Raw genomic sequence first — 21,887 nt, 5'->3', positions numbered from 1 at the left:
TCGGTGACGAGGTGACAAGGTCGCCAGTACGGGTTGTCCATGGCTCGCCGAGGGCCTATAGCCGTGCCCCCTTGAGCACCATGTGCAGCAACAGCCGGTCCTCGCCGTCGTCCAGGTCCAGGCCGGTGAGCTGTTCGACGCGGGACAGGCGGTAGTAGAGGGTCTGGCGGTGAATGCCCAGTTCCGCGGCGGCGCGACCGGCCTGGCCCGCGCAGTCCAGGTAGACCTCGGCCGTACGGGCGAGTTCGCGGTGGGCGGGGGAGAGGAGGGGGCGTACGGCGGGGTCGTGGGCCGTCTCCGGGGGCAGCGCGGTCAGCAGACGGTACGGGCCGATGCGCGACCACTCCACGACCGGCCCGAACCCGGGTTCCGCGAGCGCGGCCCGCGCCGCGGCGGACGCCTCCTGCCAGGCGGGGGCCAGCTCGGCGAGGCCCACGCGGGCGGCGGCGATCCCGGCGGCCACGGTGCCTCGGGCCGCCGTGTCCCGCGCCGCGCCTGCCGTCCCGCGTGCCGCGCCCGGGGTGCCCTGGGCCGGCCCGGTGTCGGTTCCGCTGCCCGGCCGGTCGCTGCTGCTGCGAGCGCCACCTGGTCGGTGTGGGGTGCTCGGGGTGTCCTGGACCGACCTCGTGCTGCTTCCGCTCCCGGGCGGGCCGCTGCTGCCGGCGCCGCCCGGCCCGCTGGCCCCGCTCCTGTTCGCCCTGCTGTCGTCCGGTCCGCCGCCCTTGCTTCCGGCCGACCGGCCACCGTCGCTCCCGCCCGACCTGCCCGCGCTCGACTCGCCGCTGCCGTGACCGCTCGCGCCCGCTGTCGCGCCGTGGACGCCCTCGCTGCGGCCGCCCGCGCTCCCCTTCCCGCCGTAGGCGCCCCCGCCGCGACCGCCCCCACCCCCACCCTCGCCATGAACACCACCGCCCCCCTCCACACTCCGCGCCCGCTCCAGCAACCGGGTCGCCGCCGAGCCCGCCGGGGTCAGGGTGTCCGTCGCGCGCAGGCGTACCAGGACTGCCAGTGACTGGGCCGAGGTGCCCCACGGCACCGTGCACAGGGCCGTCGCGTGCGGGACCGTACGGGCCGACGGGGCGTCGTCCGGGTCGGTGGACGGCCACGGTGCGACGCACACCACGGCGTACGGGCCGTCGCCCCGCGAGCCCAGGGCCGTGCGCAGCGTGGCCACCGCCATGTCCGCCTGCCAGCCGGGCTCGGCGGTCAATACCGCCCGCAGCTCCCGGCTCAGGTCGGCCCCGTGCTGCGCCTCGTCCGCGAGCAGCGCGCCGATACGGGCCGTGACCCGCATCGCCGCGTCCAGTTGCCGGTCGGTCGGGCCGGGGTCGGAGTCCAGGAGCCAGACGTAGCCGAGGACGACCCCCCGATGGCGTACGGGGAGGCAGATGCGTCCCCGGTAGACCCCCGCCTCCGGGGTCGGCGGAATCCGTACCGGGCCGGAAGCCCGTGTGATGCCGAAGCCCTCGAACCACGTCCGGACCGCGGCCGTGGAACGCCGGGTCAGGATCGAGCGGGTGCGGACGGGGTCCAGCGCCGACGGATCGAGGTCGCCCTCACTGTCGTACGCACCGAAGGCGATCAGCTCGAAGTCGCGGTTCTCCAGGGTCGCCGGTACGCCCAGGAGTTCCGAGATCTCGTCGACCAGCTCCTGGTAGTCACCTTTGTGGTCCCCTGTCACCCGGTCATTCTCGCGCAAAAACACCCCGCTTCATACATCTGTCTGAGATCTGCGGCACGGATGCGTGACAGCTGTCGATGGCCGACGATCGGAGGGATCCTTAGGTTTCACGGTGGTCCTGTCTGCTGGTTTGTGGAGGTGCCCCGTGCTGGGTCCCGTGATTCTTGCCGCGTCGCGCAGCGACCGGATGCGACGCCTGATCTCGGCGGCCCCGGTGACCAAGCAAGTCGTCGACCGCTTCATCCCCGGCGAGACGGTCGACGAGATCGTGCCGATCGTCCAGGAGCTCACCTCGAAGGGCCTGGAGCTGACCATGGACGTGGTCGGCGAGGACATCACGATGCCCGGGCAGGCGGAGGCCGCCCGGGACGCCTATCTGGCGCTCATCGACCGGCTCAAGGCCCTCGAACTGGGCACCAGGGCCGAGATGTCCGTGAAGCTGTCGATGTTCGGCCAGGCACTTGAGAACGGTCACGAGCTGGCTCTCGCCAACGTCCGGCCCGTCGTCGAGGCCGCCGCCGCCATCGGTACGACCGTCACGCTCGACGCCGAGGACCACACCACCCTCGACTCGATGTTCGCCATCCACGAGGAACTGCGGAAGGACTTCCCGCAGACCGGCTGTGTGATCCAGGCGTACCTCTTCCGCACCGAGGCCGACGCCCGCCGACTCGCCGCGGCGGGCAGCCGGGTGCGGCTCGTGAAGGGCGCCTACAAGGAGCCCACCGAGGTCGCCTACCAGCAGAAACACGAGATCGACAAGGCGTACGTCCGGGTCCTGCGCATCCTCATGGAAGGCGAGGGATACCCGATGGTCGGCTCCCACGACCCGCGCCTGATCTCCATCGCCCAGGAACTCGCCCGGCAGGCGGGCCGCAAGCCCGACGAGTACGAGTTCCAGATGCTCTACGGGATCAGGGGCGACGAGCATCTGCGGCTCGCCGCCGAAGGTCACCGCATGCGCGTCTACACGGCCTACGGCACCGACTGGTACGGCTACTTCATGAGGCGGCTGGCGGAGAAGCCGGCGAACCTGCGTTTCTTCGCGCGCTCGATGATCAGCAAGGGGTGATGCGCTGGATGAGCCGCGACTGTCGGTCTCCGAGAAGTGTTCGGAGACCGACAGCCGCCGCCCCGTGGCCGGCTGAGCCGGACCTGATTCCGTGGCAGGAGTTACGGAACCCGTGACTCCGCCCCCGAAGGGGCTTCTCACGACCCCGCCGAGGCGAGTTCGTGACGGTCAAGCCCTGACCGCCGCTCACCATACGCAACTGCTTCAGCTCCCTCGGGCTGAAGCCCGAGAATCACTCGGAAGAGGTAATCCATGGACGCTGTGACCCAGGTCCCCACCCCCGTCAACGAGCCGGTGCGCGGCTACGCCCCCGGTTCGCCCGAGCGGGCCCGGCTGGAGGCGAAGCTCAAGGAGCTGGCCGACAATCCGGTCGACCTGCCGATGACCATCGGCGGTGAGAAGCGGCTGGGCGGCGGCGAGGCCTTCCAGGTTGTGCAGCCGCACAACCACAAGGCCGTCCTCGGCACCCTCCGCAACGCCACCCAGCAGGACGCCCGGGACGCCATCGACGCGGCCCTCGCCGCCGCCCCCGCCTGGCGCGCGATGTCCTTCGACGACCGTGCCGCGATCATCCTGCGCGCCGCCGAACTGCTCGCCGGTCCCTGGCGCGAGACGCTGGCCGCCTCCACCATGCTCGGCCAGTCCAAGACCGCCCAGCAGGCCGAGATCGACACCCCCTGCGAACTGGTCGACTTCTGGCGCTTCAACGTCAAGTACGCCCGTGACCTGCTCGCCGAGCAGCCCCCGGCCAACGCCCCCGGCGTCTGGAACCGCCTCGACCACCGCCCGCTCGAAGGCTTCGTCTACGCGATCACGCCGTTCAACTTCACGGCGATCGCGGGCAACCTGCCGACCGCGCCCGCGCTCATGGGCAACGTGGTCGTGTGGAAGCCGTCCCCGACGCAGACCCACGCCGCCGTGCTGTTGATGCAGCTGCTGGAGGAGGCGGGCCTGCCCAAGGGCGTCATCAACCTCGTCACCGGCGACGGCATCGAGGTCTCCAAGGTCGCCCTGGAGCACCGGGACCTCGCGGGCATCCACTTCACCGGCTCGACGAAGACCTTCCAGCACCTGTGGAAGACGGTCGGCGCCAACATCGAGAAGTACCGCACCTATCCGCGCCTGGTGGGCGAGACCGGCGGCAAGGACTTCGTCGTCGCCCACCCCTCGGCCGACCGCGCGATCCTCAAGACGGCCCTGACCCGCGGTGCCTTCGAGTACCAGGGCCAGAAGTGCTCGGCGACCTCCCGGGCGTACATCCCGGCGTCGATCTGGAACAGCGGTTTCCGCGAGGAGTTCGCCGCCGAGGTCGACGGCATCGCCGTGGGTGACGTCACCGACCTCTCCCACTTCATCGGCGCGGTCATCGACGAGCGTGCCTTCGCCAAGAACAAGGCCGCCATCGACCGCGCGCAGTCGGACCCCACCTGCACGATCGTCGCGGGCGGTTCCTACGACGACTCGGTCGGCTGGTTCGTCCGCCCGACCGTCGTCGAGTGCACGGACCCGGAGAACGAGGTCTTCACCACCGAGTACTTCGGCCCCTTCCTCGCCGTGTACGTCTACGAGGACGACCGGTACGAGGAGATGCTGACCCAGATGGAGTCGGCGTCCGACTACGCGCTGACCGGCTCGGTCATCGCGGGAGACCGCGCGGCGGCCGCGTACACGATGGAGAAGCTGCGCTACGCGGCCGGCAACTTCTACATCAACGACAAGTCGACCGGCGCCGTCGTCGGCCAGCAGCCCTTCGGCGGCGGCCGCGCCTCCGGCACCAACGACAAGGCCGGCGCCCCGCAGAACCTCCAGCGCTGGACGCTGACCCGCGCCATCAAGGAGACGCTGGTCCCGCCGACCGACTATCCGTACCCGCACATGGGCTGACGGCGCGTAAGTCACCAGGAGGGGCCGGGCTGTTGTCCGGCCCCTTCGCGTGCGCACGTTGTCACGTCCTAGTCCTCTGGCTCCCACTCCTCGAGCAGGGTGAAGACGCGTCGGTCGCCGTCGAGTTCCAGGGAGTCCACGGGGATCCTGCCTCCTGCACAAGACCGAGGAGCAGCACAGCTGACCCCCTCTTCCCCTCGATCACTTCTTTCCGATGCGGAACACCACCCTCGCGCACCCGGTACGGGATGACCGGCTCCGACCTTGACGGCTGTCCGTGCGGGACGTGACGGCTGGATAACTTGCCGCCCCGATCGTCCAGACGACGACGACGCCGCCGTCGGACGGCTCGGCTCAAGGCGGTCCCTTCCCGCTGTTCCCGAAACTCGACCGCACCGCCGAACACGTCCGGACCTTCGCCCCGAGTGCGTTGAGAATCCTGCGGCGTGACGGGAACTACCCTCTGCCCGACGCCCGACGCCCGACGCCCCACGCCCCACGCCCCACGCCCCACGCCCCACGCCCCACGCCCCACGCCCCACGCCCCACGCCCCACGCCCCACGCCCGACGCCCGACGCTTGGTCACTCACGGCGTTCAGCCAGGTAATGCCCTGCTTGAAGTGGTCGTACGGTGGGCCAGGGTGGAGGAGAGGAAGACCCAGGCCGCACTCCTCTGCACCGTGCTTCATTCTGCGAGCAGGCTCAGGATCCGGTTCCAGGCGTCGTCTCGGGCCCACTGGTTGAAGGCAGGCGTGCCAGGCCAGAAGAATGCGTGCTCGACACCGGGATAGGTGACCAGTTCGTGCTCGACGCCGGCCTTTTCCAGCGCGGACCGGATCTGGCCACGGTGACCGGCGTCGATCAGCGGGTCGTCCTCGCCGACCAGGTAAACGATCCGACCGCGTATTTCGGGCGTGAGGTCGAGCGTGGGCGTGGGCCGACTCATCGGGATGTCAGCCGTGGGCAGCCAACCGCCGTACAGCACCGCGGTCCGGCTGACCGGCAACCGGCAGGCCGCCAAGTACGCCAGGTGACCGCCGGCGCTGAAGCCGATCACCGCCGTCCGCTGGATCCCCGGCTGCGCGCCGAGCCGGCCCAGGCAGGCGTCCACGTCGGACAGAGCTTCCTCCCGGCCCAACTGGTGCAGCAGGGCGAATCCCTCCTCACGCCCGGCGTCGGTACGTTCGAACCAACGCCCGGCTTCGGTGTTCCGGTGGTAGAACTCCGGCGCAAGGACCAGATACCCGGCCGCCGCGAGGCCGTCGGCCACGCCGCGGATGTCGGGGTTCACCGCAAACAGTTCGTGCGCCACCACCACCGCGACCGGGGCGGCGCGGCCGACCGGGCGGGCCAGGTAGGCAGGCAGGAAGGTGCCGTCGGCCACGGGGACCGTGATGGTTTCCGGGGTGATCGTCATGGCGCTCAGCATGGATGACGCTGAAACCGGCAACCAGAGCACCTTGATGCTGGTACCGGCCTTACTAGGCTGCGCCGTATGGCAACAACCGGAGATCCGCAAGCCCTTGGACAGTTGCTTCGGTCGCGGCGCGAGCGTCTTCGCCCTGGCGATGTCGGGCTGCCCGCCGGAATTCGTCGGCGCACGGCCGGACTGCGCCGCGAAGAGGTCGCGCTGCTGGCCAACGTCTCCACCACCTACTACACGTTCATGGAGCAGGGCCGTCCCGTGCAGCCCTCGGACCAGGTGCTGGACGCCCTGGCCGACGCGCTGCGGATGTCCGCCGCCGAGCGGCTGTACCTGCGGATGCTGGCCCGCGGAGGCGAGGATGCGCCCAGCGTCGTTGCCGTACCGGCGCCGGACGAGCGGATCGATCCCGAAGTGGTCGCCCTGGTCCAGCGGCTCGAGCCGTTCCCGACCCTCGTCAAGGGACGCAGCTGGGACGTGCTGGCCTCGAACCGTGCCGCGCGTGAACTGTTCGACGACTGGGATGCACTGCCCGCCGGCGAGCGGAACCTCGTGCGCTGGATGTTCACCGCACCGCGCGCCCGGGAGGTGTACCTCGAATGGGAGCCGGAGGCCCGGGCCATGCTCGGCCGGTTCCGGCTCGCTGCGGCCAGGCACCCGGACGACCCCGCCTTCGAGGCGCTGGTCGGCGAGTTGAAGCAGGACAGCCGGGAAGTGCGGCAGTGGTGGCCGCGACATGACGTCACAGCGGTGGCCAGCGGATCGAAGAAGCTACGCCACCCGACGCTCGGGCCGCTCCGCTACAGCCACGTCGTGCTACACCTCGCGGACAACTCCGACCAGACCATGGTCACCTATTCGGCAGCAGACGCCGGCAACTGACCTTGAATGGGGAAATACCGAAACAGGTGGCGATCTGGGTGAGGGTGTCGTGCCGGCGCCGGTACACCCGGCCGACCAGCGCACCTGTGGAAGGCTCTGGCCGAGGTGTTCCCTGCCGCCAGGCATGAGCGCGGCTGGGTTCACAGGGTCCGGGGCCCACCTCGTCGACCTCGTCCGCGCCGGAGCGAGGTTCGAGACCGGCGTCCTGGTCGAGCGGCGGGACAAAGCGCATGAGCCCCTATGGCACCCCGCAGGAAGAGCCGGCCGAGCGTCTGCGTTTCGCGGCCTGCCTTCGCAAGTTGGTGCAGGTCACCGAGGTTGAGGAGACGGCTCTGGTCAAGAAGGTCCTCACCGATCCGCCAGACCCTGGCCCAGTCCGCTGTGCTGCGGCACCTGGAGCGCACGGCCACCGCCCTCCGCCTCGGCCCGCCTTCGAACGGTGGGCCGAGCGTACCTTCGCGGAGAGTCGTGTAATGGTCACCCATTAGGCCCGTTGCAGGGCCTCCAGCCCGTCGAGGATGGCCTGGAGGCCGACCTGGAAAGTGTTGTCGGGCGCCGCGCCGTAGTCGGCGCTGTGGGTGTCCAGGCGAGCGCGCAGCCGAGGGAATTGTGCGGCGGTCTCGCGAGCCTCGGTCTGAGCGTCGCCGATGGCCTGTTCGGCGTCACCGCTACCTTCGCGCCGCAGTTTGCGGCCGAGCGAGGCTGTCGCGGCTGCGCCGAGGGCGTTGCCGAGGACGAAGGTGAAGACGGCGGCCGCGGCCTGGTCGGCTGCGGGGCCGGCGAATCCCGCGGTCTCGTAGATGGCGAGGAGGTGATCGTCGTGGCGGGCCTTTCCGGGACCGAACATGAGGAAGGAGCCAAAGGCCTGCAGCAGCCACGGGTGGCGGGTGAGCATCGCATACAGGTCGTCGGCCATGATGGTGGCCGCCGTGCGCCAGCCGACCTCGTCGGGGTCAGGCAGCGCGATTTCGTGCCACACCTGGTCCCCGGCGAGGGCGATGAGGTTGTCCTTGCTGCCCACGTGCCAGTAGACCGCGGTGGCCGCCGAGCCCAGCCGCTGGCCCAGTGCCCGCATGCTCAGCCCCTCCAGTCCTTCGGCGTCCAGCAGGGTGATGGCGGCGGTGAGGATCTGTTCGCGGGTCAGCGTGTTGCGGGGCATGGATTCACGATAGCCCTCGGCTTGCACGCCGTTCAAGAAAGTTCTTGCACAGTGTTCAAGTCGTTCGCTAGCCTCCACTTGAACAGAGTGCAAGTCGCCGCCACGCCTGATGAGCAGCCCGGCGCCGTACACGAACCACACCGATCGAGGGGGAATCGAGATGTCACACGATGCGCTGGCGGAGTTCGTCGAGGAGAAGGCCAAGGATCTCGGCATTCCGGGGGCAGCGGTGGGAGTCCGGGTGGACGGACGGGAGCTGACCGTCTGCCACGGCGTGACGAGCATCGACAACCCGCTGCCCGTCGACCGGGACACGCTGTTCGTGCTGGGTTCGGTCACCAAGACCTACACGGCGACCGCGATCATGTGCCTGCTCGAGCAGGGGCGGGTCGAGCTGGAGGCGCCGGTGCGCCGCTATGTTCCCGAACTCCGGCTCCCCGATGAGGACGCGGCCACCCGGATCACCATCCTGAACCTGCTCAACCACACCGCTGGGCTGGACACCCGGACGGTCTTCGACAGCGGAGACGGAGACGACGCGCTGGCCCGCGAGGTGACCAACATGGCCGAGGTGGCGCTGATCGGCCCAGTCGGCGGCCGCGCCTCCTACAGCCAGCTCGGCTACAACCTGCTCGGCCGGGTCGTCGAGAACGTCACCGGCGAGACCTACGAGGCCGCTGTCGCTTCACTCGTCCTGGAGCAGGCCGGCATGACCGACAGCGTCTTCACCGCCGGACAGGCCATCACCCGCTGGTTCGCCGTGGGCCACAACCTCAGCGAAGGGGGGCTCAAGGTCACTCGGACGTGGAAGGACACCCGCGGCAACAACCCAGGCGGCGGTCTGGCGTCCTCGGTCTCCGACCAGTTGCGCTGGGCCCGGTTCCACCTCGGCGGCGGTGACCTGGCGCGGCGCATGCAGGAGCCGACGGTGGAGCTGCACGGCTCCACGCTCGGTGACGCCATCGGCCTCGGCTGGTTCCTGCGCGACGTGGACGGCGTGCGCACGGTCGGGCACGGCGGATCGACCAACGGCCAGTTCGCCAACCTGCTGCTGGTCCCGGAGCGGGACTTCGCCGTCGTGGCGGCGTCCAACGCCGGGCCCGACAGCGGGCTGGAGTTCAACCAGGCCGTGCTCCGCTGGGCGCTCGAACACTACCTCGGCGTGGTCGAGCGGGACCCCGAGCCGCTCCCGTACGACCCGCAGCGCGCCCAGGAGATCACCGGGCACTACGCGAACGAATTCATGACGCTGATCATCGATACAAACGGTGACACGATGACGGTTGAATGCCGTATCAAGCCGGAGATCCGCGCGGCGGCCGACAGAGAACTGCCGACCGACCTGCCGCCGGCCGGCCTCGGCCTGCTGCCGGGGAGCGGCGACGAGTACATCGTCACCGGCGGCGGCCTGATCGGGCAGCGCGGTTTTCTCACTCGCGATGCCGACGGCGCCATCATCGGGGCCGACATGGCCGGACGGTTCTTCAACCGGGTCCCGACACCCTCCGGGTGACACCTGGGAATTCCGGAGAGCACCGCAGGCGAGGCCGGTGACAGCCTCCCCAGGTCCACAACATTTGACAATTACTCCCGAATCGCTGGGGCCATGGGTGTCTGCCTTCGCGGGCACAGGCACCGTGATCGTCTCCGATCAGCAGGGGTACGGCCCCATGCCGGACACCTTGGCGACCTGGCGCAGCCGCGTGAGGATCTTCCCGAAGGGTCTGGCCCGAGCCGCCATCTCATCGGTGATGCCATGGACCCAGCGGGCACCGTCGCTGATCGGCTCGGTCGGCTTGACCAGAGTGCCCATCGGCTACCCCGCCCAGGCGGCATCGCCGCCGCGGCGCTGGCACGCCTCCGCGATCAGCGCCCGGGTGTCGGCCTCGCAGCGGGCGGTGAGCTCGGCGACCTGCTGCGGATCGTCCAGATCAGCCCGTGCCGCGACCACGAGGTCGACGGCCTCCTCCATCAGCACATCCGTACGCCGGTGGTATGAGCACTCCGGACAGTTGCGCAGTTCGTGCAGTCGGCCCGGTGTGGACGTCGGGGTGCTGAAGCTCCGCGAGCCGGAGTCGGGCGGCTGATCAGTCGACGACGTGCACGGTGACGTGGTCGGCGAGGCCCGGGCACGGGCTGTGCGGGCTGCCCGGCTCGCTGGGCGCGGAGGGAATCGCGGTACGGGACGCGCCCGACCGTTCGCGGCTCGTACCGGGCAGGGGACCGTAGGTGAAACCGCAGGTCAGTGCCATGTGATCCACTCCACCGTCTCAGATAGTAGGAAGTCCGAGTAATTGTGGAGACAGACCGGCCGTCCTCCCTTAGCTTTGTAGAAGCCGAACGTCTCGCTCGATCAAGCGAATGGCGGTCGTGAGCCGGGCCCCGCGCAGGCAACCCCTGCGGCTCGACGCTCCCCGCCCCTTCCGGCGTCTCGTTGTCCCTTTCCTGGACTTCCCTGGAATGCGAAGGAGTCGATTTCACATGGCCGAGACGACCGCCCGCCGTCGAGTCCGTCACACCTCCCGTACGAGCGAGTCCGACCGCAAGAACGCCGCCGCAGCCCTGCAGCGCGCCCTCGACCGCCGTGACAACGGCGGTTCGACCGGTCACTGACCGGTCCCTCGCAGCCGGGAGCCGCACCCGTACGAGGTGCGGCGCGGGCCCTCAGGACCCGCGCCGCACCTCGAAATGGTCGATGCGCTCCCCGCTCTGCGCGAGCGCCGACACCGTCAGCCGCGGCCGCGCCCCGCTCACCGCCTCCACCGAGAGCAGCGAGAACCCGCGGTAGCGCACCCGTGACCACTCCACCGTCTCCTTCCTGGACTCCTTCGACTTCGTCCACTGGAAGGTCTCGACGGACTCGTGGTCGTGCACGCGCCCCTCGTAGCTCTCCTTCACGCCCGCAGGGAAGCCGTACAGGTCACGGCCGCCCCCGCCCGCCGTGACGTACACGATCCCGTCCCTCGTCGGGTCGGTCGCGCCGCCCACCGGGACCGCTCGGCCGACCTCGCCGCCGCGGATCGCGTCCGTGCGCTCGTACACGTGGTTGTGCCCGTTGATCACCAGGTCCACCTGGTGCTTCTCGAACAGCGGCAGCCACTCGGCGCGCACCCCGCCGTCGGAGGCGTGCGAGGACGTCGAGTAGGCGCAGTGGTGGAAGTAGACGACGACGAAGTCGATGCCCCTGCTCGTGCGCAGCTCACCGAGTCTCTTCTCCAGCCACTTCGTCTGCTTGCCGTCCGTGTAGCCGAAGTTGGCCTGGATCTCGTACGACACGTCGTTCGCGTCCAGTGCCACGACGCCGACGTTGCCGTACGTGAAGGAGTACACGCCCGGCGCCGAGCGCGGGTCGAAGCCGCTCTCGGGGAGGGTCCAGCGGGCGAGTTGGCCGCCGTAGCCGTCGGGGGAGTACCAGGCCTCCATGTCGTGGTTGCCGGTCGTGACCATCCACGGCACGCTCCGCGCGACCTCCTCGTTCTGCTTGAGGAACAGGTCCCAGAAGCCCGGGTCGTAGCCGTCCGACGTCAGGCCCTGGCCGTTGCCGTCGGCGTAGCAGATGTCGCCGGCGTGCAGGTGGAAGGCGGGCTTCTGGCGCAGCAGGAGATTGTCGTTGGCGGCCGCGGCGGTGCCGACCCCCTGGTCGCCGAAGGCGGTGAAGACGAACTTCTCGGGGCTCGCCGGGGCCGTGCGGAAGCTGCTGATGGTCGAGCGGTGGCTCGCGTCCGCCGGGTCGAAGCCGTCGTGGCCGACGCCGTAGTAGTACGTCGTGCCGGGGCGCAGACCTTCCAGGGCCGCGTGCAGGTAGTACTGGTCGAGGGCGAGGCGTACGCCGGTCTGCCCCGGGGTGTGCAGGTCGCGGAGCTCGGCCCCGATTTTGCGGCTCAGGTCGTCGGGCCGCAGGCCGACGCGGACGTACGGCTTCCGCACCGCGAGCGGGACCTGCCACGAGATCCGCATCTGCGTCTTCGGGTCGGCTCCGAAGGCGAGGTGGCGGCCGAAGGGGGAGACGGCGGAGCCGTGCACCCGCGTCGCCGGGGAGGCGGCCGCGCCGGCGGTCGCCCTCGACGATCCGTCGGGGGAGCAGCCGGTCAGCAGGCCGCCCGCCACCGCGCCCGCGGTCACCAGCGTGCGGCGCCGGGACAGCTTCGTCCGCAGGTACTCGTGCTGCTCGGCCATGCTCATCCGGCGCGCGAGGTGGGGCGGAATGCCGAAGTCGGGGAGGTCCATGGTGGTGAACTTCCCAGCGGACACCGACAACCGCCACTCCTGCGGGTGAACAGGAGCCGAAGGGATGACGCGCGGTCCCGCGCGGTGTCCGTATCCCGGACGGGCGATGTCATCCCATGGGACGAGGAGTAGGGTTCCCGCATGTCTCGCAGCATCAATCTCGCAGTGATTCCCGGTGACGGCATCGGCCAGGAGGTCGTGGCCGAAGGTCTGAAGGTCCTCTCCGCCGTCCTTCCGCAGGATGTGAAGCTGGAGACCAAGGACTTCGACTTCGGTGCCCGGCGCTACCACGCCACCGGTGAGACCCTCACCGACGCCGACCTCGACGCGCTGAAGCAGCACGACGCGATCCTGCTGGGCGCCATCGGCGACCCGTCGGTCCCCTCCGGTGTGCTGGAGCGCGGCTTCCTGCTCAAGCTCCGCTTCGCCTTCGACCACCACGTCAACCTGCGCCCGTCGAAGCTGCTCCCGGGTGTCGACACGCCCCTCAAGGGTGAACCGGCCATCGACTTCGTCGTCGTCCGCGAGGGCACCGAGGGCCCGTACACGGGCAACGGCGGCACCATCCGCAAGGGCACCGAGCACGAGGTCGCCACCGAGGTCTCCGTGAACACGGCCTTCGGTGTCGAGCGCGTGGTCCGCGACGCCTTCGCCCGCGCCCAGGCCCGTCCGCGCAAGAAGCTCACGCTGGTCCACAAGAACAACGTGCTGACCTTCGCCGGGCACCTGTGGACGAACATCTTCAACAAGGTGGCCGCGGAGTTCCCCGACGTCACCACCGACTACATCCACGTCGACGCGGCCACCATCTACCTGGTCACCGACCCGGCCCGGTTCGACGTGATCGTCACCGACAACCTCTTCGGCGACATCATCACCGACCTCGCCGCGGCCGTCTCCGGCGGCATCGGCGTCGCGGCGAGCGGGAACATCAACCCCTCCGGCGAGTTCCCCTCGATGTTCGAGCCGGTCCACGGCTCCGCGCCCGACATCGCGGGCCAGGGCAAGGCCGACCCCACCGCCACGGTGCTGTCGGTCGCCCTGCTCCTGCGCCACCTCGGCTACGAGGCCGAGGCCGCCCGTATCGAGGAGGCGGTCTCCGCCGACCTCGCCGAGCGGACCGGCAAGCCCGCCCGCAGCACCGCCGAGATCGGCGACGCGCTGGCCGTACGAGTAGCCGGCTGACCGGGCGGGCCACTCGAAAAGCAATCGAAGCCGCCGGGTCACTCGCACCCGGCGGCTTTCGCATGTCCCCCGCCGGGTGACACCATCATCCCCTGGGTCGCATTTCACGCCGTTTCTTCCCCGGCTCCCCGCTTGCGATAATCGAACGCGGAGCCGCGGAATGAGGGAATGCTCGGACGTCCTAGCACTGGTCACTGACAGTAAAAGGGCGTGAGCGCGGCCCGTCACTACACAACCGGTGAAGGACAACCACTCATGACGACGCCCACGATCGAGCTCAAGCCCTCCGCCAGCCCGCTCTCCGCCACCGAGCGCGAGGCGATCCTGGCCAACCCCGGGTTCGGCCGCCACTTCACCGACCACATGGTGGTCATCAGGTGGACCGAGGGCCGCGGCTGGCACGACGGTCAGCTCGTTCCGTACGCGCCGATCTCCCTCGACCCGGCGACCATGGTCCTGCACTACGCGCAGGAGATCTTCGAGGGCCTCAAGGCGTACCGCCAGCCCGACGGCTCCGTCGCCACCTTCCGGCCCGAGAAGAACGCGGAGCGCTTCCAGCGCTCCGCGCACCGGCTCGGCATGCCGGAGCTGCCCGTCGAGACGTTCATCGAGGCCTGTGACGCGCTCGTGCGGCAGGACGAGGCCTGGGTCCCGGCACACGGCGGCGAGGAGTCCCTCTACCTGCGCCCCTTCATGATCGCCACCGAGGTCGGCCTGGGCGTCAAGCCGGCCAACGAGTACCTCTTCCTGGTCATCGCCTCTCCGGCCGGCGCCTACTTCCCGGGCGGTGTGAAGCCGGTCTCCATCTGGCTCTCCGAGGACCGCGTCCGGGCCGTCCCCGGCGGCATGGGTGACGCCAAGACCGGCGGCAACTACGCGGCCTCCCTCCTCGCCCAGGCCGAGGCCGCCGCCAAGGGCTGCGACCAGGTCTGCTACCTCGACGCGGTCGAGCACACGTGGGTCGAGGAGCTCGGCGGCATGAACCTGTACTTCGTGTACGGCGACCGGATCGTCACCCCCACCCTCACCGGCTCGATCCTGGAGGGTGTCACCCGCGACTCCCTGCTCGCCGTCGCCCGGGACCTCGGCTACACGTCCGAGGAGGGCCGCGTCTCCGTCGACCAGTGGCAGCGCGATTCCGAGAACGGCACCCTGACCGAGGTCTTCGCCTGCGGCACGGCCGCGGTGATCACCCCGGTCGGCACGGTCAAGCGCCAGAGCGCCGAGTGGCGCCAGTCCGGCGGCGAGCCCGGCGAGGTCACGCTGAAGCTCCGCCAGGCCCTCCTGGACATCCAGCGCGGCACGGCCGAGGACAAGCACGGCTGGATGCACAAGCTGGGCTGACCTCCCAGGTCCTGCACGGGCCCGCTCGGACGATGTCCGGGCGGGCCCGCGTTGTTTGAGTAACGCTCGATGTGGTGGGCCCCTGTTCGTCTCAGACTCGATGCCAACCTTGTACTAGCTCGACCCTGGTATTTAGAGTGCTGCTCTAAAGAAGGGAACGACATGCGGCTGACCCCCACCGAACGTGACCGGTTGCTGCTCTTCGGGGCCGCCGAGCTGGCCCGGGCGCGCCGGGCCCGCGGGCTGCGGCTGAACGTCCCGGAGGCGACCGCGATCGTCGCGGACACCGTGTGCGAGGCCGCCCGGGACGGGGCGCGGCTGGCCGAGGCCGTCGAGCGCGCCCGGTCGGTGCTCGGGCCGGACGACGTCCTGCCCGGTGTCGCGGACGTCGTCACCGAGGTCCATGTCGAGGCGGTCTTCGACGACGGATCGCGGCTCGCGGTCGTGACCGATCCGATCGGCGGGGGGCTCGGCGAGCGGGCGCCCGGCGCGCTGCTGCCGGGGCCGGAACACGCCGAGCCCGAGGCGGTCGTACGGCTGATGGTCACCAACACGGCGACCGTGCCCGTCTCCGTCACCTCCCACTTCCACTTCTTCGAGGCCAACCCGCGCCTGGACTTCCCGCGGGCCGAGGCCTACGGCATGCGGCTCGCGGTGCCCGCCGGCTCGTCGGTGCGGTTCGGGCCGGGGGAGTCCGGCGAGGTGGGCCTGGTACCGATCGGCGGCGCCCGCGTGGCCATGGGCTTCGCCGGCCTGGTCGACGGACCACTGGACGCACCCGGGGCTCGCGAGGAGGCACTGCGCCGTGCGGCGGCCTGCGGGTATCTGGGTGTGCGGGACGAGGGGGCCGCCCGATGAGCCGCCCTGCGGACCACCCGGCCGAGGCTCGTCGCCTCACCCTTCATGCGGGCGGTGGCCGCCGGCAGGCGTTGCGTCGTGCCGCGGTCTGCGGGTGCCTGGGTGTGCGGGACGAGGGGGCCGTCCGATGAGCCGCCCTGCGGACCACCCGGCCGAGGCTCGTCGCCTCACCCTTCATGCGGGCGGTAGCCGCCGGCAGGCGTTGCGTCGAGCCGCGGTCTGCGGGTGCCTGGGTGTGCGGGACGAGAGGGCCGTCCGATGAGCCGCCCCGTTCCCTTTGAGGACGCGGTCTGCCACGGTCTCGGCGGGGAGGCGTCCTGGTTGTGCTGCAGCCTGTGGCTGTCTGGGTGTGCTGGACGAGGGGGCCGTGCGGCGAGCCGTCCTGCGGGCCGTCGGGCCGGGGTGCGCCGCCCTACTGAAGAACCTGGGTGTGCTCGGCGAGGAGGTCGCGCGGTGGGCCGTCCGGGCGGGGTGCGTCGCTTGACGTCCTGCGCGTACGCCGTCGGCCGCGGTACCGGCGTGGAGGCGCTGTGCCGTGTGTGCCGCGGCCTGCGGCCGCCTGGGAGTCGCCCCGCGAGCCACCTCACCGGGGCCCGCGATCTCGCTGCCCGCGAGCAGGCGTTGCGTTGTGCTGCGGTCTGTGGCCACGTGGGTGTGCTGGACGAAGGGGGCCGTCCGATGCGCCGCCCCGCAAGCGGTCGTCCGGCCTGGTCGCGCTGCCTGGTCCTTGACGAGCAGGGTGCCCGCGAGCAGGCGTTGCGCTGTGCCGCGGGCTCTGCCCGCCTGGGTGGGCTCGGCGATGGGGTCGTCCGATGAGCCGCCCCGCGGGGCACCCCGCCGAGGCTCGTCGTCTCACGCCCCACGAGTACGCCGCCACCCACGGCCCCCGTGCCGGCGACCGCGTGCGTCTCGGTGACTCCGGGCTGGTGATCCGGGTCGAGGAGGACGCGCAGCGCTACGGCGACGAGTTCCTCGCGGGGTTCGGGAAGACCGCGCGTGACGGGCTGCACCTCAAGGCCGCCGCCGTGCGGGAGACCTGTGACGTCGTCGTCAGCAATGTCGTCGTGATCGACGCCGTGCAGGGGATCCGGAAGGTCAGCATCGGGATACGGGAAGGACGGATCTGTTCCATCGGACGGGCCGGGAACCCCGACACCCTCGACGGGGTCGACGTCGTCGTCGGCACCGGGACCTCCATCGTGTCCGGCGAGGGGCTCATCGCCACCGCGGGGGCCGTCGACACCCATGTCCATCTGCTGTCGCCGCGGATCATGGAGGCGTCGTTGGCGTCCGGGGTGACCACGATCATCGGGCAGGAGTTCGGGCCCGTGTGGGGCGTCGGGGTCAACTCGCCCTGGGCGCTGGGGCACGCGTTCGGTGCCTTCGACGCCTGGCCGGTCAACGTCGGCTTCCTGGGCCGGGGTTCGTCATCGGCGCCGGCCCCCCTGACCGAGGCACTGGCCGAAGGCGGGGCGAGCGGCTTCAAGGTGCACGAGGACATGGGCGCCCACACCCGCGCGTTGGACACCGCGCTCCGGGTGGCCGAGGAGCACGACGTCCAAGTCGCCCTGCACAGCGACGGGTTGAACGAGTGCCTGTCCGTCGAGGACACCCTGAAGGTGCTGGAGGGCCGTACGATCCACGCCTTCCACATCGAGGGCTGCGGCGGCGGACACGTCCCGAACGTGCTGAAGATGGCCGGAGTCGCGAACGTCATCGGCTCCTCCACCAACCCCACCCTGCCCTTCGGCCGGGACGCCGTCGCCGAGCACTACGGCATGATCGTCTCCGTCCACGACCTCAAGACCGACCTGCCCGGCGACGCCGCCATGGCCCGTGACCGCATCCGCGCCGGGACCATGGGCGCCGAGGACGTGCTGCACGACCTGGGCGCGATCGGGATCACCTCGTCGGACGCGCAGGGCATGGGGCGTGCCGGTGAGACGGTCCGCCGTACCTTCGCGATGGCCGGGAAGATGAAGGCCGAGTTCGGCGCGCCCGAGGAGCACGACAACGAGCGCGTGCTGCGCTACATCGCCAAACTGACCATCAACCCCGCCATCGCACACGGACTTTCGCACGAGGTCGGTTCCCTCGAGGTCGGCAAGCTGGCCGACCTCGTGCTGTGGCGGCCGGAGTACTTCGGCGCCAAGCCGCAACTCGTCCTGAAGTCCGGCTTCCCGGCCTACGGCGTGGTCGGCGACCCCGGCGCGGCCACCGACACCTGCGAACCCCTTGTCCTGGGACCGCAGTTCGGCGCGCACGGCGCCACCCCCGCCGAGATCTCCGTCGCCTTCGTCGCCCAGGCGGCCCTCGACCAGGGCAACGACCGGCTGCCGAGCCGCAGGAGAAGGGTCGCCGTACGCGGCACCCGCGGCATCGGCCCGGCCGACCTGCGCCGCAACTCCCGTACCGGAGCGGTGGACGTCGACCAGCGCACCGGCCTGGTGACGCTGGACGGAGAACCGCTGCACTCCGAGCCGGCCGAATCCGTCTCCCTCAACCGCCTGTACTTTCTCTAGGACTTGTAGGACCCCCGATGACCCACGGCACGACCCACCGCGTCACCTACCGCATGCCCCCCGAATGGGCCCCGCACGAACGCACCTGGATGGCCTGGCCCGGCCCCAACCCGACCTTCACCGACGACGGGGAACTGGCCGCGGCCCGAGCCGCCTGGGCGTTCGTGGCCCGCGCGGTCCGGCGCTTCGAGCCGGTGACGATGGTGCACGGACCCGGCCACGCCGAGTCCGCGCGCGCACTGCTCGGACCGGACGTCGAACTCGTGGAGCGCGAACTCGACGACGCGTGGATGCGCGACATCGGCCCCACGTTCGTCAAGGACGAGGAAGGCCGACTGGCCGCCGTGGACTGGGTGTTCAACGGCTGGGGCGGTCAGGACTGGGCCCGCTGGGAGCACGACTCCAAGATCGCCCGCCAGGTCGCCGACCTCGCCGGGGTGCCGGTGCTGAGCAGCCCGCTGGTCAACGAGGGTGGCGCGATCCACGTCGACGGCGAGGGCACCGTCCTGCTCACCGACACCGTCCAGCTCGGCGCCGGCCGCAACCCCGGCTGGACCCGCGAGCAGGTCGAGGCCGAGATCCACGCCAGGCTCGGCACCACCAGGGCCATCTGGCTCCCGCGCGGCCTGACCGGCGACTACGGCACCTACGGCACCCAGGGCCACGTCGACATCGTCGCCGCCTTCGCCCGCCCGGGCGTGGTCGTGGCGCACGTCCAGCCGGACCCGGCGCACCCGGACCACGAGGTGACCAAGGAGGTCGTAGGCCTGCTGAGGTCCGCGACGGACGCGCGTGGGCGGCGTCTGGAGGTCGTCGAGGTGCCCGCGCCCACCGTCCTGGAGGCCGACGGCCACTGGGTCGACCACTCCTACATCAACCACTACCTCTGCAACGGCGGCGTCGTGCTCTGCGCCTTCGACGACCCGCGCGACGAGCTCGCCGCCGGGATCTTCCGGCGGTTGTTCCCGGACCGCACGGTGACACCGGTCGACGCCCGTACGATCTTCGCGGGCGGTGGCGGCATCCACTGCATCACCCAGCAGCAGCCGAGGATCTAGTTCGAGGAGTGGCACATGGCCGGTGGCCGCAGACAGGCCCCGCCCCGCGAGCAGGTCCTCGCCGCGGCCATGGAGATGATCGCCGAGCGGGGCCTGGAGAAGCTCACCATGGCCGCGCTCGGCCGCGAGGTCGGCATGAGCAGCGGCCACCTCCTCTACTACTTCCGCTCCAAGGACGAACTGCTGCTCCAGACCCTGGAGTGGAGCGAGGGACGGCTCGGCGCCGAGCGTGCCCTGCTGCTCACCCGCACGGCGACCGCCCGCGAACGGCTGGACGCCTACGTCGACCTGTACGTCCCCGACGGGCACCGCGACCCGCACTGGACCCTCTGGCTGGAGGTCTGGAACCGCTCGCAGAGCGCTGCCGTCGACGCGGCCGCCCGCGACCGGCAGGCCGCGATCGAGGGCGCCTGGCACCGCGACCTGGTCGCGCTGCTCGCGGAGGGGGTCTCGCGGGGGGAGTTCCACGCGGTCGACGCGGACCGTTTTGCGGCCCGGCTGCGGGCCCTCCTGGACGGCTTCTCCATCCACGTGGCGATCGGGCTGCGCGGGACGGACCGGACGACGGTTCTCGGCCATGTGCGGGAGTTCCTCGACGAGAGCCTCCTCGCTGACGCGTGACCTTCCGCCCGGGTTGTACGCAATAAGGCCGATTGACCCTGTGGTCGCTGGTGCGTTTGCCTCGTGAGCCCTCGGCGCGTGGCCGGGGGCAGTGCGTCAACGGGGATCCCAGGGGGGAACATGTCCAGAGCCGCCGCATGTCTCTTGGGCGCGGCCTTGCTCGCCGCGTTCACCGCAACCACCGCATCCGCCGCACCGCGAGCCGGCCGTGTCGGCACCGCCGCCGACGGCACCAACGGCGTGCACGACGTCTTCCGGTGGGGGGCCCGCTGATGTCCTGTCCCTCAAGAGCCCTGCTGGAGCGGCAGTAGTGCTCGCCCTGGCCGGCACCACCGTCCAGGCCGACGGATCCTCGGACGACGCCTCGTTCAACGCCGACGGCACGGTCGTCGCGTTCGAGTCGGCGTCACCCGATCTGGTGGAGGGGGACACCAACGGGGTGTCGGACGTGTTCCTGAGGACAGTGCAATGACGACGACCGATCACGGGGGAACAACCATGCACAGCAGGAAGCGCCTTGTGGCCGCGCTGGTGGCGGCGCTCGCCGCCGCGGCACTCACGGGGCCCGCGGCGAGCGCCGCACCCAGGGCCCCGTACACCGAGCCGGTGAGCGTCACCCCGGAGGGGAAGGCGGGGAACGGCGAGACGCGTACCGCGGTCATCAGCCGCAACGGCCGCCACATCGCCCTGAGTTCGGATGCCGAGGACCTGGATCCCCACGTGCCGCACGGCGGTATGTACCTGCGCGACCCGCACACCGGCAAGCTCCGCTTCGTGGGCTTCGGGGGCCTGGTGGCCGTCCTGGACGACGGCCGCTACGTCTATGTCGAGTACCGCGCGGACTCCTCGGAGGTGTGGATCGCCGGCATCGACACCGGCAAGCGGGTCGGATTCGGGATCGAGGTCCCCGAGGGCTTCGGCGGGCGGCCCGCCGAGATCTCCGTCAGTCCCGACGGCCGGTCCCCGTCTACACGCTCCAGGACACCACCGAGCACACCGGCGTGGTCTTCCTGCGCGACCGCGTCAGGGGCACCACCGAGCGGATCAGCCGGCCCAAACCGACCTGGGAGCCGCGGAGCGCCTCCCAGCCGACGGTCAGCGACGACGGGCGCCGCATCGTCTACCAGTACCACTACGCCAATGGCCCGCGCGGCGACGACTGGGGCGACGTCTGGATGTACAACCGCCGCACGGGCGAGCACACCCAGATCGACCGCTCCTACGACGGCTCGGGGACCGAGAAGGAGTCGCTGAACCCGTTCATCAGCGGCGACGGCCGTACGGTCGTCTTCGAGTCCCGGGACACCCACCTGGTCCCCGGCGACACCGACGGCAGCTGGAACGTGTTCGTGCACACCCTCCGCACCGGCACCAACCAGCGCGTCCACGGCACCCAGGGCGGTGCCGGCGAGGTCTACACCCGGAACGCGGCCATCAGCGCGGACGGCCGCTACCTCACGTTCACGTCGGAGGTGACCGAGCCCGGCAGCCGGTACGGCAAGGAGTACCCCGTCTATCTGCGGGACCTGAGGAAGGGCACCACCACCCTGGTCACCCCGGACACCACCGGCGGCACCGCGACGGCCGACGTCCTCCCGGGCGGGATCGCCGACGGGGCCCGCCGGATCCTCTTCCGGTCCTCAGACCCGACGCTGATCCCGGCCGGCGACACCAACGACGGTGCCGACGCGTTCGTACGACACCTCCGATGAGCAGCACAGTGCTCGCATCCTGAGACGGAGGGTGAGCACGGGGGCGGTCTGTGCCAGAATTCCCCCGTGCTCTCGTTCGCCATGATTATTGGCAGCAGGCGCGCCGGTCCGCAGTGACCGCCACGTACGACCAGGTACGGGTGGACACCGTCGTCCTCGACCCGCGCGCAGACCTCTCGCACCCGCGAGGGGTTTTTCGCTTTTTCTGGCCCACCCGCAGCCGGAGGCGAGAGCGCGAGGGAATATGTGGGGGCGGTG

At 70.6% G+C, this 21,887-nt stretch carries 22 protein-coding genes; 14 read left to right on the top strand and 8 right to left on the bottom strand.

The window, feature by feature from the left end; translation table 11 throughout:
* Nucleotides 1-55: 55 nt before the first annotated feature.
* Nucleotides 56-1,681, bottom strand: a complete 1,626-nt coding sequence (locus tag ABZT06_RS17990) for a helix-turn-helix domain-containing protein (protein ID WP_355741276.1) — start codon at nucleotides 1,679-1,681, stop codon at nucleotides 56-58.
* Between the two features lie 145 nt (nucleotides 1,682-1,826).
* Here ABZT06_RS17990 and ABZT06_RS17985 point away from each other — a divergent pair, with 145 nt between their 5' ends.
* Nucleotides 1,827-2,753 carry a proline dehydrogenase family protein gene (locus ABZT06_RS17985; RefSeq protein WP_355741274.1) on the top strand — a complete coding sequence of 309 codons (927 nt, stop codon included), beginning with the start codon at nucleotides 1,827-1,829 and terminating at the stop codon, nucleotides 2,751-2,753.
* A gap of 252 nt (nucleotides 2,754-3,005) precedes the next feature.
* Nucleotides 3,006-4,637, top strand: coding sequence for an L-glutamate gamma-semialdehyde dehydrogenase (gene pruA / locus ABZT06_RS17980; RefSeq protein ID WP_355741272.1), 1,632 nt, complete (start codon nucleotides 3,006-3,008; stop codon nucleotides 4,635-4,637).
* Nucleotides 4,638-5,323: 686 nt separating this feature from the next.
* On the opposite strand, the gene ABZT06_RS17975 is transcribed toward pruA, so the two are convergent.
* Nucleotides 5,324-6,055 (bottom strand): dienelactone hydrolase family protein, encoded by a 732-nt coding sequence (locus tag ABZT06_RS17975; protein WP_355741270.1) that lies wholly within the window; start codon nucleotides 6,053-6,055, stop codon nucleotides 5,324-5,326.
* 78 nt (nucleotides 6,056-6,133) lie between these two features.
* Between ABZT06_RS17975 and ABZT06_RS17970 the strand changes: the two genes are divergently transcribed.
* Entirely contained in the window at nucleotides 6,134-6,943 is an 810-nt protein-coding gene (locus tag ABZT06_RS17970) for a helix-turn-helix transcriptional regulator (protein ID WP_355741268.1), read from the top strand.
* Between the two features lie 484 nt (nucleotides 6,944-7,427).
* Here the strand turns inward: ABZT06_RS17970 and ABZT06_RS17965 are convergent, their stop codons facing one another.
* Nucleotides 7,428-8,102 (bottom strand): TetR/AcrR family transcriptional regulator, encoded by a 675-nt coding sequence (locus tag ABZT06_RS17965; protein ID WP_355741266.1) that lies wholly within the window; start codon nucleotides 8,100-8,102, stop codon nucleotides 7,428-7,430.
* A gap of 160 nt (nucleotides 8,103-8,262) precedes the next feature.
* Here ABZT06_RS17965 and ABZT06_RS17960 point away from each other — a divergent pair, with 160 nt between their 5' ends.
* On the top strand, nucleotides 8,263-9,615 hold the full coding sequence (locus ABZT06_RS17960) for a serine hydrolase domain-containing protein (RefSeq protein ID WP_355741264.1): 1,353 nt from the start codon (nucleotides 8,263-8,265) through the stop codon (nucleotides 9,613-9,615).
* A gap of 138 nt (nucleotides 9,616-9,753) precedes the next feature.
* Here the strand turns inward: ABZT06_RS17960 and ABZT06_RS17955 are convergent, their stop codons facing one another.
* The 3 genes from ABZT06_RS17955 to ABZT06_RS17945 form a co-directional block, all read right to left on the bottom strand.
* Complete coding sequence (locus tag ABZT06_RS17955; protein WP_355741262.1) at nucleotides 9,754-9,915, bottom strand: hypothetical protein; 162 nt, start codon at nucleotides 9,913-9,915, stop codon at nucleotides 9,754-9,756.
* 3 nt (nucleotides 9,916-9,918) lie between these two features.
* Nucleotides 9,919-10,074 carry a hypothetical protein gene (locus ABZT06_RS17950; protein WP_355741260.1) on the bottom strand — a complete coding sequence of 52 codons (156 nt, stop codon included), beginning with the start codon at nucleotides 10,072-10,074 and terminating at the stop codon, nucleotides 9,919-9,921.
* Between the two features lie 115 nt (nucleotides 10,075-10,189).
* Nucleotides 10,190-10,354 (bottom strand): hypothetical protein, encoded by a 165-nt coding sequence (locus ABZT06_RS17945; protein ID WP_355741258.1) that lies wholly within the window; start codon nucleotides 10,352-10,354, stop codon nucleotides 10,190-10,192.
* Between the two features lie 229 nt (nucleotides 10,355-10,583).
* Here ABZT06_RS17945 and ABZT06_RS17940 point away from each other — a divergent pair, with 229 nt between their 5' ends.
* A complete protein-coding gene (locus ABZT06_RS17940) occupies nucleotides 10,584-10,715 on the top strand; it encodes a hypothetical protein (protein WP_020121043.1) in 132 nt (43 codons plus the stop codon).
* Nucleotides 10,716-10,766: 51 nt separating this feature from the next.
* On the opposite strand, the gene ABZT06_RS17935 is transcribed toward ABZT06_RS17940, so the two are convergent.
* A complete protein-coding gene (locus ABZT06_RS17935) occupies nucleotides 10,767-12,329 on the bottom strand; it encodes a metallophosphoesterase family protein (RefSeq protein WP_355741481.1) in 1,563 nt (520 codons plus the stop codon).
* Between the two features lie 141 nt (nucleotides 12,330-12,470).
* Here ABZT06_RS17935 and ABZT06_RS17930 point away from each other — a divergent pair, with 141 nt between their 5' ends.
* The 8 genes from ABZT06_RS17930 (at nucleotide 12,471) to ABZT06_RS17895 (ending at nucleotide 20,389) form a co-directional block, all read left to right on the top strand.
* Nucleotides 12,471-13,514, top strand: a complete 1,044-nt coding sequence (locus ABZT06_RS17930) for a 3-isopropylmalate dehydrogenase (protein WP_355741255.1) — start codon at nucleotides 12,471-12,473, stop codon at nucleotides 13,512-13,514.
* Nucleotides 13,515-13,769: 255 nt separating this feature from the next.
* Complete coding sequence (locus tag ABZT06_RS17925) at nucleotides 13,770-14,858, top strand: branched-chain amino acid aminotransferase (RefSeq protein WP_355741253.1); 1,089 nt, start codon at nucleotides 13,770-13,772, stop codon at nucleotides 14,856-14,858.
* Between the two features lie 162 nt (nucleotides 14,859-15,020).
* Nucleotides 15,021-15,716, top strand: coding sequence for an urease subunit gamma (gene ureA, locus ABZT06_RS17920; RefSeq protein WP_355741251.1), 696 nt, complete (start codon nucleotides 15,021-15,023; stop codon nucleotides 15,714-15,716).
* A gap of 812 nt (nucleotides 15,717-16,528) precedes the next feature.
* A complete protein-coding gene (locus ABZT06_RS17915) occupies nucleotides 16,529-18,238 on the top strand; it encodes an urease subunit alpha (RefSeq protein WP_355741249.1) in 1,710 nt (569 codons plus the stop codon).
* 17 nt (nucleotides 18,239-18,255) lie between these two features.
* On the top strand, nucleotides 18,256-19,296 hold the full coding sequence (locus ABZT06_RS17910) for an agmatine deiminase family protein (protein ID WP_355741247.1): 1,041 nt from the start codon (nucleotides 18,256-18,258) through the stop codon (nucleotides 19,294-19,296).
* 15 nt (nucleotides 19,297-19,311) lie between these two features.
* Complete coding sequence (locus ABZT06_RS17905; RefSeq protein WP_355741245.1) at nucleotides 19,312-19,917, top strand: TetR/AcrR family transcriptional regulator; 606 nt, start codon at nucleotides 19,312-19,314, stop codon at nucleotides 19,915-19,917.
* 120 nt (nucleotides 19,918-20,037) lie between these two features.
* Entirely contained in the window at nucleotides 20,038-20,190 is a 153-nt protein-coding gene (locus ABZT06_RS17900; RefSeq protein WP_355741243.1) for a hypothetical protein, read from the top strand.
* A gap of 37 nt (nucleotides 20,191-20,227) precedes the next feature.
* Nucleotides 20,228-20,389 (top strand): hypothetical protein, encoded by a 162-nt coding sequence (locus tag ABZT06_RS17895; RefSeq protein WP_355741241.1) that lies wholly within the window; start codon nucleotides 20,228-20,230, stop codon nucleotides 20,387-20,389.
* 10 nt (nucleotides 20,390-20,399) lie between these two features.
* Here ABZT06_RS17895 and ABZT06_RS17890 read toward each other — a convergent pair whose 3' ends face one another.
* Nucleotides 20,400-20,579 (bottom strand): hypothetical protein, encoded by a 180-nt coding sequence (locus tag ABZT06_RS17890; RefSeq protein WP_355741239.1) that lies wholly within the window; start codon nucleotides 20,577-20,579, stop codon nucleotides 20,400-20,402.
* 339 nt (nucleotides 20,580-20,918) lie between these two features.
* On the opposite strand from ABZT06_RS17890, the gene ABZT06_RS17885 reads away from it, so the two are divergent.
* The gene (locus ABZT06_RS17885; RefSeq protein WP_355741237.1) at nucleotides 20,919-21,629 is read left to right on the top strand and encodes a hypothetical protein; all 711 of its coding nucleotides are present in this window, start codon (nucleotides 20,919-20,921) and stop codon (nucleotides 21,627-21,629) included.
* The last annotated feature ends 258 nt before the right edge of the window (nucleotides 21,630-21,887 follow it).

This window comes from Streptomyces sp. NPDC005483, from assembly GCF_040606035.1.
Taxonomy (GTDB): Bacteria; Actinomycetota; Actinomycetes; order Streptomycetales; family Streptomycetaceae; genus Streptomyces.
This window is presented reverse-complemented; position numbering and strand designations above follow the sequence as displayed.